This window comes from Clostridium sp. CAG:265, assembly GCF_000436575.1.
In the GTDB taxonomy this organism is placed as follows: domain Bacteria; phylum Bacillota; class Clostridia; order Clostridiales; family Clostridiaceae; genus Clostridium; species Clostridium lentum.
This window is the reverse complement of the sequence record NZ_FR886631.1, coordinates 1-11,915: the sequence shown is the minus strand read 5'-3', so window position 1 is coordinate 11,915 and position 11,915 is coordinate 1. Positions and strand designations below refer to the sequence as shown.

Below are 11,915 nucleotides of genomic sequence, written 5' to 3'. Positions count from 1 at the left end.
AAGTTGGAAGAAAAACTGTGGCAGTTATTTCAGATATGGATCAGCCTCTTGGTTTTGCCATTGGTAATATTCTTGAAGTGAAAGAAGCTATTGAGCTATTAAAAGGCAATGGACCTAAAGATCTACTAGAATTAACACTTACTTTAGGTGGAAATATGCTTCTTTGTGCAGAAAAAGTTTCAAGTCTTGAAGAAGGTAAAGCACTTTTAAAGGAAAATATATCAAACGGAAAAGGGCTTGAGAAGCTTAAAGAGTTTATCAAGGCTCAAGGTGGTGATGTATCACCAATAGATAATCCAGAGTTATTCCTTGTAGCAAAGTACATAATTCCTGTAACAGCAGAAAATGATGGATATATTACTAAAATTAATACTGAAGCAATGGGACTAATAGCTATGGAGCTAGGAGCTGGAAGAGCTACTAAGGATAGTATTATAGATTTAACAGTAGGGATAGTTTTAAACAAAAAACGTGGAGATAAAGTAAATAAAGGTGATGTTATAGCTTATATCCATAGTAATAAAGAAGATAATAATAAAATTGAAATGAAGATAAAAGAAAATATTATGATAAGCGCAGAGTTTAATGATAATATTCCTTTAATATATAATGTAATAAGTTAAATTTAAAAAATATGATAGAGAGAAGTAGTTCTTTCTATTATATTTTTTTTTCTTTTGGTAACACTAAGCTTGAGAGGAGGAAGAAAGATGAAAAACACGCTAATTAAGACAATATCTCTTGCTATTTTAACTTTATTATCATTTAATACATTTGTATATGCAAGTATAGGTGAGTCAGTAGATATTGGTGAAGAGTATAGCATATTATCTTCTATTACTTATGAGGAGGGAATGAATGTTGATGCAAAATCAGCCTTATTAGTAGAGCCTGTTAGCGGTACTGTACTTTATGAAAAAAATTCTGAAGAAAAATTTGCACCAGCATCTGTTACTAAAATAATGACAATGCTTTTAGCTATTGAAGCAGTTGATAATGGAAGCATTACATTAAGTGATAAGATAGTTTGTAGTGAAAACGCTAAAAATATGGGTGGAAGTACAATGCTATTAGATACTGGAGAAGTTAGAACTGTAGAAGAAATACTTAAGGGAATTGCAATTGCTTCTGGAAACGATGCAGCAGTTGCTATGGCTGAATATTTAGGTGGAAGCGTAGATAATTTTGTCTCCATTATGAATAAAAGAGCAAAAGAATTAGGTATGGTAAATACGAATTTTAAAAATTGCAATGGGTTGCCAGAAGAAGGTCATTACACAACGGCTAAAGATATTTCAATAATGTCTTTAGAATTATTAAAACATCCTTCAATTTTAAAATATACAGGTACATATATGGAAACCATATCTGAAGGAAGAAAAAGTCCCATAGAACTGGTAAATCATAATAAACTTGTAAGATTTTTTGATGGATGTGATGGACTAAAAACTGGCTATACAGAAGAAGCTAAGTATTGTATATCTGCTACAGCTGTAAGAGATGGTGTAAGAATGTTAGCAGTAATAATGGGTGCTCCAACATATAAAGTGAGAAATCGTGATGCTAGTATGCTTATGAACTATGGATTTTCAAAATATGAAGGCAAAAAAATCTTTTCAAAAGATGAAGATGTAGAAAAAATCTTTTTAGGTAAAAATACTGATAGATATTTCATAGCAAAAGCAAAGAATGACTTGACTATAGTACTTGAAAAGGGTACTACTGGAGAGCCTGAAAATAAAATTACATTAAATTCTGAAAATTCTGAAAAAGATTCTTATAAAGAAGGAGAAATTATTGGTATTTGTGAAGTTCTTGTAGGTGATAAAAAAATAGGGGAAGTTGAGCTGTATTGCGATAGAGATGTTGAAAAAGCAAACTTCTTTGAAAATATAAAATATAATTTAAAGAACTTATTTAAGGAAGGAATATAGTACATAATGAAGGGTATCTTAAGATACTCTTTTTATGAAATTTATCTTAATCATTAACAAAAGAGATATATTATACAATATTTATTATGATATAATCTAATTGGAGGTGATGGGATGAATAGAAGATTAAAGTATATATCATACATAGTATTAGCTTCGATGCTTTTTACAGGATGCTATAAAAATACATCTAATAACGATCAAAATAGCGATAAATCCACAGATAGAATAGATGTTACTATAGATGAAAATACAGGTGCTACCGAGGAAAATGGTAGTGGAGTGGTGGAAGAAGCATATACTGAATTTAATGCCCTTGGTAATACTTACTTTGGAAATAAGGGATATGAAGGTTTTAATGTCAATGATGAAATAGTTAATAGTAGCAATTATGTAAAAAATGAATATAAAGAAATAGATTTTGCAATAGATTTAGTATCACAGCACTTACTGGGAAGTGAAGATGTATATGATTTCCTAGTTTCCAGCAATGAAAATGGTGAAGTAATTCCTCTGACTGATAATGATAGAGCACAAATAGAAAAGGATTTACATAGCCTTAAAGTTGACCAATATGGTGTTTATGAAGATACTCCTCTATATTTTAATTTCATGTATGCACAATTTCTAGGTTTTGATGATGATGGAGTTAAGTTATACATTAGAGGTCATATTTCAGGGTTTGCTGTTTCTTATATCGTAACTGTATATGAACAAGAAAATAATTTAGTAGCTAAGATAATATAAAGTCAATAAAAAAGTCTTTAGGAATCCTCTTCCTTAAGACTTTTTTATTTAATGAAAATTCATAATTTATATTTGTAGTTCATAAAATTATTTATGAGTGAATTGATTAATTTATATGGATGGAATACTGTGATAAAAAAAGTTGATATTATTTCTGGATTTTTAGGAGCAGGAAAAACTCGTTTTATTAAAAAGTTAATAAATGATGATTTCTATGAAGATAAAATTGTTATTATTGAAAATGAATTTGGTGAAGTTAATATAGATAGCTCAATATTAAAGAAGTCTAAGGCTGTTATTAAAGAAATTACTGCTGGATGCATTTGTTGTGAAATTACAGGTTATTTTAAAGAAGCTCTTATGGAGTTAAATAAAAATTATGAATTTGAGTGTATAATTATTGAGCCTACAGGAATAGCTAAGCTGAGTGAAATAATTAAAACCTTTAAGGATGAAGATTTAAAAGCACTATGTAGTATTAATAATGTTATTACAATAGTTGATTGTTTAAAGTTTGATATGTATATGAATAATTTCAGAAGGTTCTATATAGATCAAATTAAATATGCGCAGCTAATTGTATTAAGTAGGATACAATTAGCTGATAAAAATACAGTTAATCATGTTAAGAATGAAATAATAAAGATTAATTCTAATGCAGAGATTTTAGATTGCATTTGGGATAAGACTAATTTAAAAGATAAAATCAATAGTACCTATATGCTTCAAAATTTTCCTATGAGTAAAATTGCCTTAAAAAATATCAAATCAGGTATTGGAAAGGTATCTACTAAAAAAGTAAATGAATCTTTTCAAAGCTTCACATTAAAGCTAAATAGAAAAATATCACCTGATGAATTGAGCAGTAAGTTTAAATTTATTGCTTCAAGTAAAAATTTTGGAACTATTCTTAGAGCTAAAGGGATAGTACAACTTTTAAATGGACAATATGGACAGTTTGATTTTTCCTTAAATGAATATAATATTGAAAAGATAGATTATAATGAGGAAAACATAATCTCCTTTATAGGAGTGAATATAAATAAGAAAGAATTAGAGTATTTCTTTAAATGAGGTATGATAATGAGAGCTGATTTAGAAATAGTATGTGGCTTTATAGAGGCTGGTAAAACAGCCTTTATAAATGCATTAAATGAATTAACAAAGATAAAGGATGAAGATACATTTATAATTTTAACAGAAGATGGACATAGCAAGATAGAAGAAAACTCAAAAGAATATAAAGTTATTTATTTTAACGATGATATATCTTTGATAGCCTCAAAGATTAAGGTAGCTATTTGTCAGTATAAACCTTACAAAATTATAATTGAGTATAATGGAACTTATACTATGGAAGAGTTTTATAAGACATATGCAGAGACTCTTAATAAGTATTGTAGATTAAAATGTGTATATTATATTATTAATGGAAAGACATTTTTATATTATTTTAAGAACTTATCGGAGTTATTTATACCATATATAGAAAATAGCAATTTAATATTGATAAATAATTGTAAAGAAATAACTAATAAAGAAATAGATGAAATATACCATATTATTTCTTCCATAAACTATAGTGGTCATATATTATTTAGTGATGATAATAGTGCTATACTTAATGAATTGAGAAAATCAAATCTGTTTTTAAATAATAAGTATAGGAAGATTAAGATGAATTTTCGTAAAAGGTTTAATTAATTAGTAAGAGATGGTGAATTAATGATTTTATTTAGACATTGGTGCTGGAGCTTTTTAGGTGTTGTTATTGAATCACTTCCATTTATAGTTATAGGAGCTATTATTTCAACAATTATACAGTTTTATATTTCAGAAGATATTATAAAAAGGATTGTTCCTAGAAGAAGAGGATTAGCTTTTCTTGTGGCTGCTTTTATAGGATTGGTTTTTCCAATGTGTGAATGTGCTATAGTACCAGTTGCTAGAAGTCTTATAAAGAAAGGTGTTCCTATTGGAATTACAATAACCTTCATGCTTTCAGTACCAATAGTAAATCCATTTGTTATTACATCAACATATTATGCATTTGAAGCTAACCTTACCATTGTATTAATAAGAGTTGTAGGAGGCATATTATGCTCCATTATTGTTGGAATGTTAATAACATATATTTTTAAAGATTCTACTATAGAAAGTATTATATCTGATGGATATCTTGATTTATCTTGTACCTGCTGCAGTAGCAATAAAAAGTATTATATATCAAAATTAGATAAGCTCATTACAATAGTATGTCAGGCTTCAAATGAATTTTTAAACATAAGCGTATATGTAATACTTGGAGCATTTATTTCAAGTATCTTTGGCAGTATTATAAACGAAGAAATTTTAAATGACTATACTTTTAACAATATACTAGCGGTGATAATAATGTTAGATATATCTTTTTTATTATCCCTATGCTCAGAAGCGGATGCTTTTGTTGGCAGTAAATTTCTAAATAATTTTGGAATTCCAGCAGTTAGTGCCTTTATGATACTAGGGCCAATGATGGATTTAAAGAATGCCATATTGACATTAGGCTTATTTAAAAGGAAATTTGCAACTATATTAATTATTACAATATTGCTGGTAGTTACAGCATTTTCTATCTGTCTTTCCTTTATAAGTTTATAGGAGGAATTATGAAAAGAATAAATTATGATGAATTAATTTTGTTTATGCTGCTAGTAATTTTAGATTTATTAATGATTGTCTTAATAGAAAGTGATGAAATACAAAATTTTATTAATGGACATATGCTTATATTTTTTAAAATTTCAGTTATAATTTTGGTTCTGTTTTCTATTTGTCAGTTTCCTAAAATTTTCACAATTCCAAGTAGGATTTATATTACTAATAAATTTTTCCCTTTAATATTCTTTGTAATAATTTTTCTTTTGTATTTTGCTTATGCTGATGATAAAGATGAAGTTATAAGTGATAGTTTCAATGATATTTTATTTATTACAGAAAATATTGATAATTATGAAGGAGATATGCTTTATTTTAAAGGATTTATATATCAAGATAAAGAAAATCCAGCCCAACTATATTTAGCTAGAGAAATGCTTACGTGCTGTCAATATGATTCAAGGATTATTAAGATTCCTCTTATAAATATGGATGAAACTATAAATGAAGATACTTGGATAATAGTATATGGAAAAGTAATTAATGATGATGGACTAAAACTTAAAGTAGCTTGTTATGAAAAATGTTCTGAGCCCAATGATAGATTTTTGAAAGAACACTAATGTCTGCTTGTTATTTTTACTTTAGCTTGCTATTATTAAAATTGAACTAAAATAAGTGAAGGGTGGATTTGTATGGAACTTCCAAAAATTAAAGTGGCTGATTTTGAAGGTCCATTTGATTTATTATTACATCTTATAAGGAAAAATAAAATGGATATATATAATATTGAGATATATAAAATTACTAATCAATATTTACGTTATTTAGATGAAATGAAGGAAATGGATTTAGAAATAACTTCTGAATTTATCGTAATTGCTGCAACTTTAATTGAAATAAAGTCTAAAAGTTTATTGCCAAAAGTTAAAGTTGAAGATGAAAATGAAGAGGATATTGAAAATAAGCTTAAGCTAAGGCTAATTGAATATAAGCAAATAAAGGCAGTGTCAAACTTCTTTAAAGAAAGACATATAAACTCTGAGGAAATATATAGTAAAAAGCCAGAAATTATTGAAGATGAAAAATCACCTAAGTCTAATGATGATATATTTAAAAATTTAACACTAATTGATTTATATAATATATATAATAATATTTTAGAAACATACCATAATAAACAAAACAATATCAATTTGGTACAGAGAAAGATATATACTGATAAGTATAAGGTAGAAGATAAAATGAAGGAGTTGTTAGATAGATTTAACAATACAAATATTATTGAGTTTAGAACTATTATTAAAGAAAGTGAATCAAAGTTAGAGACTGTTGTAACATTCTTAGCATTACTTGAATTAATTAAGTTAAGAGTTATTATTGCTTATCAAGAAGGTAATTTTAAAGAAATACTAATGAAAAGGAGAGTAGAACATGAGCAATATAGACATTAATCAATACGAATTTGCAGAAACTTCAAGAAAAAACAAAATAAAATCTGCTATTGAAGCAATGCTTTTTGTAGCTGGAGAGCCACTAAATATAAAAGATATTTATACCAACCTTGAGCTGGATAGAAAGACTGCAAGGGAAATTTTAAATGAGATTACTGAAGAGTTTAAAGCTGAAAGTAGGGGGATAAAGCTTATTAATATAGATGATTCATATCAATTTGTTACTAAGCCAGAAAATTCAGAATTCATACAAAAGATGCTTAAAAAGAATAAAAGACAATCATTATCACAAGCTTCTATAGAAAGTTTAGCAATTGTGGCATATAAGCAACCTATAACTCGTGTTGATATTGATGAAATCAGAGGTGTAAAATCAGAATCTGCATTACAAAGATTATTAGAGCGTGATTTGATAAAGGATGTTGGAAGACTTGAAGTTCCAGGAAGACCTATATTATATGGAACGACAGATGAATTTTTAAGACAATTTGGTTTACAATCATTGAATGAATTGCCTTCTCTTGACTTATATGAAGATAGCGATGAAAATAATTCTTTAGAGTTATTAAGTTCAGCATTAGAAGAAATTGAAGAATAATGAAAGGAAGAATATATAATCTTCCTTTCATTATTTTTTATTTTCTTTTGTGGAATCTTTATTAAAAGTCTTAATGAAATCAAAAATTTGGGGTATATAATCAACTAATTTATCCATAGTGGAATCATGATCTACATTTAAAAGTCTAACGAAATCATCTTTAATAACTAAAAATGCCACTGGTTTTACACTTACTCCTGCACCAGATCCACCTCCAAATGGATATTCACTTTCTTCTGTAGTCAATTCCTTTTCACCAAATTCACTTCCACCAGAAGCAAATCCTAAGGTTACTTTTGATATTGGAATGATACATCCTCCATCTTGTAATTCAACTACATCTCCTACAACGGTATTCACATCAATCATATCCCGTAAATTTTCCATAGTACTTCTCATTAAATTTTCTAATTCATGCTTATTGGACATATTATTTCCCCTTTATAGGGCACCTCCTCGAATAGGTATATTACTTTTTTTTATTAAAAATAACATATATATAATTTTTGCAATATTTATAGTTAATATACACATAATTGATATATTGATAATGTACTTATCTTTAAAAATTGGGTTAAATTTATTATTAAAGTTCTTTATTTTAAAAAAGGATGATAATAATTTAAAGATAATTGGGTTTAATGAATTTAAAAGTCCATAAACTATAGCTGTCCCTGCAGCATCATTAACAGAAAAATCAATATTGCTACTAATGTTAAGATATGGCTTATAACTATTATTAGATAGATTCTTAAATAATAGTTTTATAGATAATTTTTTATATCTCAACTTTTCACGATACTTTTCTTTTGATTCTTCTTTTGCATTATCACTAGAATCATACTTTTTTACCTTATCATCCTTGATGAATTTATATATTACTCCGCCATCAGAAGAAAGCAAATTTATTTTATAAAATTTTATTTCATAAAAATCTTCTAAATATTTTATAGATATCTTTAAAGGAATTGGCATAAAAATCAAGAATAAAAGCAAAAATACAATTAATAAAACAATCATAGCACCTACTCCTAACATTGTTTTATATTATTTCCTTTATAAGAAAAATTATACTTAATATTTTTTCAAAAAAGATGAGTAAAAATATCTTTTTTGAAAAAACTATTGTCATAAATGGATTTTACTAGAGGGTGATTTTATGAAATTAACTAAAGTTATATATTGCATTTTGTTTTTTACTATATTTTCCTTTGATTTATTAATGAGTCCTGTATATTCGTTAAATATTGAAGAAGATGACTTAGAAGATGATGTGGTTAATATGGAAAACGCTAATAACTTTGAAGGTAACAGATATTTAATAGACAATCTAAAGGTAGATGCAAGATGTGCTATTGCCATTGATGGTGAAACAAATCAAATTTTATTTGCACAAAATGCTTTTGAGATTGTTCCTATGGCAAGTACTACCAAAATAATGACTGCTTTAATTGCTATTAATTATGGTGATTTAGATAGAGAAGTTGTCATAAGTAAGAATGCAGCTAGTATAAGAGGATCTAAAGTAGGATATTCAGAAGGTGAAAATATAAAGATGAAAGAACTTATCTTTGGTCTTATGTTTAAATCAGGTAATGATGCTGCTATTGCTATTGCTGAAGATATAGGAGGATCTATCGAAGGGTTTTCGAAGATAATGAATGATTTTGCCAATAGTCTTGGAATAATGTGTTCTAACTATGAAAGTCCTCATGGGCTTGATAGCCAAAAACATTATTCTTCTGCTTATGATTTAGCTATACTAGCATCCAAAGCTATGAAAAATGAATTATTTAGAGAAATTTGTGGATCAAAGACTATCACAAAAGAAACTTATGGTTTTACCAGAGATTATCAAAATATCAATAAGATTTTGTGGAAGATTCCAAATGCGAATGGAGTAAAAACAGGTTATACAGGTCAAGCTGGTAAATGTTTAGTAACCTCTGTAAATCACGAAGGTAAAGACATAATAATAGTAGTATTGAATTGTGCTGACAGATGGAATCAAACTGAAAAAATATACAATCATGTATGTAGCAAATATATCTTTAAAAATGATTCTACTAAAAATTTAGTTGAATCAATGGGGATGATAAAACTTGCATCAGTCTTAGAGGAAAATGATTTTGCTTATGGATTTAAAGAAAATGAAAAAATTGAAATTGAAGTATTTGCTCTTCTTGGGGATATACATAAAGGTGATACTTTAGGAAAGCTATCATTATATGATGAAGATAAAGAAACAACAAAAACAGGTTTTAAAGCATGCAAAGATATAAGAAAAGAATGTTTTGAAAAAATTATAAGTTGATAAAGAAAAAAATATAGTAATTTTATACTATATTTTTTTCTTTCTATATAGATTTTATAAGGTATAATAAGATAAAATTATTTTAGTAAGATATATAAAGGAGAGAAATATATATGAGTAAAATTAATAAACTTACTACATTAGCAGAAACAAAATTTTTAAATCTATATAATGCTGAATATAGTAACAAAGGTGGCAATGTAAAAAACTGGATAATAGCTTCAAGAAAAGAAAAGGAAAATCTAGAAGGGGTTTATTTGAATAATAAAGAATTACAAGATGATGCAGTTTTAATAGTACCTTTTCATAAAGAAGAAGAAAAAATAGTAGTTATTAGACAATTTAGAGTGCCAATAAACTCTTACATATATGAAATGCCAGCAGGGCTTATAGATAAAGGAGAAAGTCCTCAAACAGCAATAACAAGAGAGTTAAAAGAAGAAACAGGGCTAGATGTTATAGAAATCCTAAAAAATACAGTTAAAGGACAATTATTTTTATCACCTGGTATGACTGACGAATCTGTTACTTCAGTTTTTTGTACTTGTGGAGGTACCATAAGTAAAGCATATATGGAAGAAGACGAAGATATTGAACCAATTTTATTATCACAAAAAGAAGCACAAGAACTTCTAATAAAAGATGTAAAATTTGATATAAAATGCTATATATATTTACAGGAATTTGCAAAATCAGGGAATGAAATGTTTAAGTAGAATAATTTTTTTATAATTTATATTTGCTAAGTATGTATAAATATGTTATATTATAAAAAATTATTCTAAACTATTAACAAATGAAAGTTTAAGGGGGAAAAACATGAAAGAAAAAGGTTACGGCTTATTTACCACAATTGCTATGATTATTGGGGTTGTAATAGGCTCAGGAATATTCTTTAAAAGTGATAATATCCTTGTAGCTACCAATGGAAGTATAGCATTAGGGGTATTAGTTTTTTGTATAGCAGCAATAGCAATAATATTTGGAAGTTTAACTATTTCAGAATTAGCAGCAAGAAACTCAGAAGCAGGAGGATTAATAGCATATGCAGAGCAATCATATAATAAATCAATTGCTTGTGCTTTTGGATGGTTCCAAACATTTTTATATTTTCCAACATTAATAGCTGTAGTAGCTTATGTTGCTGGGATTTACATATGTTTATTATTTGGAATTAATGGTTCATTAGAACTTCAGATACTAATTGGATTAATAGTAATAGTAATGATTTATATATTAAATGGGCTTTCATCAAAGTTAGGTGGGCTTTTCCAAAATGCATCTACAATAATAAAATTAATACCTTTAATTTTAATTGCAATTGCAGGTATTATTTTAGGTGATCCATCATCAATAACATCAATTGAATTAAGTAGTGCAGTAAAATCTACAGGTTGGATTGCAGCTATTGCACCAATAGCATTTTCATTTGATGGTTGGATTGTTTCTACTTCAATTGGACATGAAGTAAGAGATTCTAAAAGGAATTTACCAAAAGCTTTAATTATTGCACCAATTTCTATACTGATTGTTTATTTATTATATTTTGTAGGTATAAGCATTTACGTAGGACCTGAAACAATAATGAGTCTTGGAGATGCACACGTTGATTTAGCAGCTAATAATTTATTTGGTATGTGGGGATCAAAAATAATTTTAGTATTTGTAGTAATATCTATACTTGGAACAGTTAATGGATTAATAATGGGATTAATAAGATTACCATATTCATTAGCCATAAGAAATATGTTCCCTAAATCAGAAGTGATTGCTAATGTTGACGAAAAGACTAAAATGCCAATTAATTCTACAGTAGTAAGTTTTATAATAAGTGTAAGTTGGCTTGCAGTACATTATTTTACTACAAAAACAGGATTACTTCCTAATTCTGATATATCAGAAATTTCAATTACCATGAGCTATTTATTATATGCTTTACTATATGTTAAGGTATTACAGCTTGGTATTAAAAAAGAAATTAAAAGTATAATTAGAGGTATTATAAATCCAATTCTTGCTTTATGCGGATCAGCAATAATACTATTGGGAAGTATAGGCAATAGTTTATTCTGGATATATGCAGTAATATGCTTAGGAATATTATTAAGTGCTGTTGTATTCTGGAGAAATGTAAGTAAAAATGAATTAAGTAATAATCTTAGTGAAAATATATAAGAGACTGCCATATGGCAGTCTTTTTTTAAAGTACAGGAAAGTATAAAATTTTCGAT

The 11,915-nt window shown here is 27.2% G+C and carries 12 protein-coding genes and 2 pseudogenes; 12 read left to right on the top strand and 2 right to left on the bottom strand.

Going from position 1 to position 11,915, the window contains the following annotated elements; all coding sequences use genetic code 11:
* The 9 genes and pseudogenes from deoA to scpB form a co-directional block, all read left to right on the top strand.
* Nucleotides 1-623: pseudogene (gene deoA / locus Q5O29_RS08835) on the top strand (pyrimidine-nucleoside phosphorylase); the annotation flags it as partial.
* Nucleotides 624-710: 87 nt separating this feature from the next.
* Nucleotides 711-1,934 (top strand): D-alanyl-D-alanine carboxypeptidase family protein, encoded by a 1,224-nt coding sequence (locus tag Q5O29_RS08830; protein WP_022212592.1) that lies wholly within the window; start codon nucleotides 711-713, stop codon nucleotides 1,932-1,934.
* 114 nt (nucleotides 1,935-2,048) lie between these two features.
* On the top strand, nucleotides 2,049-2,681 hold the full coding sequence (locus Q5O29_RS08825; protein ID WP_022212591.1) for a hypothetical protein: 633 nt from the start codon (nucleotides 2,049-2,051) through the stop codon (nucleotides 2,679-2,681).
* Nucleotides 2,682-2,810: 129 nt separating this feature from the next.
* Nucleotides 2,811-3,755, top strand: a complete 945-nt coding sequence (locus Q5O29_RS08820) for a CobW family GTP-binding protein (RefSeq protein ID WP_186835063.1) — start codon at nucleotides 2,811-2,813, stop codon at nucleotides 3,753-3,755.
* 9 nt (nucleotides 3,756-3,764) lie between these two features.
* A complete protein-coding gene (locus Q5O29_RS08815) occupies nucleotides 3,765-4,385 on the top strand; it encodes a GTP-binding protein (RefSeq protein ID WP_022212589.1) in 621 nt (206 codons plus the stop codon).
* 21 nt (nucleotides 4,386-4,406) lie between these two features.
* Complete coding sequence (locus tag Q5O29_RS08810; RefSeq protein WP_022212588.1) at nucleotides 4,407-5,321, top strand: permease; 915 nt, start codon at nucleotides 4,407-4,409, stop codon at nucleotides 5,319-5,321.
* Nucleotides 5,322-5,329: 8 nt separating this feature from the next.
* The gene (locus tag Q5O29_RS08805) at nucleotides 5,330-5,941 is read left to right on the top strand and encodes a hypothetical protein (protein WP_022212587.1); all 612 of its coding nucleotides are present in this window, start codon (nucleotides 5,330-5,332) and stop codon (nucleotides 5,939-5,941) included.
* Between the two features lie 72 nt (nucleotides 5,942-6,013).
* Entirely contained in the window at nucleotides 6,014-6,772 is a 759-nt protein-coding gene (locus Q5O29_RS08800; protein WP_022212586.1) for a segregation/condensation protein A, read from the top strand.
* Nucleotides 6,753-7,370 (top strand): SMC-Scp complex subunit ScpB, encoded by a 618-nt coding sequence (gene scpB, locus Q5O29_RS08795; RefSeq protein ID WP_022212585.1) that lies wholly within the window; start codon nucleotides 6,753-6,755, stop codon nucleotides 7,368-7,370. The genes Q5O29_RS08800 and scpB overlap by 20 nt, the downstream gene beginning before the upstream one ends.
* Before the next feature lie 30 nt (nucleotides 7,371-7,400).
* Here the strand turns inward: scpB and ytfJ are convergent, their stop codons facing one another.
* Nucleotides 7,401-7,799 carry a GerW family sporulation protein gene (gene ytfJ, locus Q5O29_RS08790; RefSeq protein WP_022212584.1) on the bottom strand — a complete coding sequence of 133 codons (399 nt, stop codon included), beginning with the start codon at nucleotides 7,797-7,799 and terminating at the stop codon, nucleotides 7,401-7,403.
* Nucleotides 7,800-7,811: 12 nt separating this feature from the next.
* Nucleotides 7,812-8,390: a DUF2953 domain-containing protein gene (locus Q5O29_RS08785; protein ID WP_302631987.1), complete on the bottom strand. Its 579-nt coding sequence runs from the start codon at nucleotides 8,388-8,390 to the stop codon at nucleotides 7,812-7,814.
* A 262-nt stretch (nucleotides 8,391-8,652) separates the two neighbouring features.
* On the opposite strand from Q5O29_RS08785, the pseudogene Q5O29_RS08780 reads away from it, so the two are divergent.
* From Q5O29_RS08780 to Q5O29_RS08770, 3 genes and pseudogenes are all read left to right on the top strand, one after another.
* Nucleotides 8,653-9,450, top strand: a pseudogene (locus Q5O29_RS08780) (D-alanyl-D-alanine carboxypeptidase family protein); the annotation flags it as partial.
* Between the two features lie 341 nt (nucleotides 9,451-9,791).
* A complete protein-coding gene (locus tag Q5O29_RS08775) occupies nucleotides 9,792-10,400 on the top strand; it encodes an NUDIX hydrolase (protein ID WP_302623726.1) in 609 nt (202 codons plus the stop codon).
* 103 nt (nucleotides 10,401-10,503) lie between these two features.
* Complete coding sequence (locus Q5O29_RS08770) at nucleotides 10,504-11,859, top strand: APC family permease (RefSeq protein ID WP_022212580.1); 1,356 nt, start codon at nucleotides 10,504-10,506, stop codon at nucleotides 11,857-11,859.
* Nucleotides 11,860-11,915: the final 56 nt, after the last annotated feature.

Excerpts from the sequence above, each read along its gene's own strand:
- Q5O29_RS08770 (WP_022212580.1), top strand. The coding sequence starts at position 10,504 with ATGAAAGAAAAAGGTTACGGCTTATTTACCACAATTGCTATGATTATT.
- scpB (WP_022212585.1), top strand. The coding sequence starts at position 6,753 with ATGAGCAATATAGACATTAATCAATACGAATTTGCAGAAACTTCAAGA.
- Q5O29_RS08815 (WP_022212589.1), top strand. The coding sequence starts at position 3,765 with ATGAGAGCTGATTTAGAAATAGTATGTGGCTTTATAGAGGCTGGTAAA.
- Q5O29_RS08805 (WP_022212587.1), top strand. The coding sequence starts at position 5,330 with ATGAAAAGAATAAATTATGATGAATTAATTTTGTTTATGCTGCTAGTA.
- Q5O29_RS08810 (WP_022212588.1), top strand. The coding sequence starts at position 4,407 with ATGATTTTATTTAGACATTGGTGCTGGAGCTTTTTAGGTGTTGTTATT.
- Q5O29_RS08830 (WP_022212592.1), top strand. The coding sequence starts at position 711 with ATGAAAAACACGCTAATTAAGACAATATCTCTTGCTATTTTAACTTTA.
- Q5O29_RS08825 (WP_022212591.1), top strand. The coding sequence starts at position 2,049 with ATGAATAGAAGATTAAAGTATATATCATACATAGTATTAGCTTCGATG.
- ytfJ (WP_022212584.1), bottom strand. The coding sequence starts at position 7,799 with ATGTCCAATAAGCATGAATTAGAAAATTTAATGAGAAGTACTATGGAA.
- Q5O29_RS08800 (WP_022212586.1), top strand. The coding sequence starts at position 6,014 with ATGGAACTTCCAAAAATTAAAGTGGCTGATTTTGAAGGTCCATTTGAT.
- Q5O29_RS08785 (WP_302631987.1), bottom strand. The coding sequence starts at position 8,390 with ATGATTGTTTTATTAATTGTATTTTTGCTTTTATTCTTGATTTTTATG.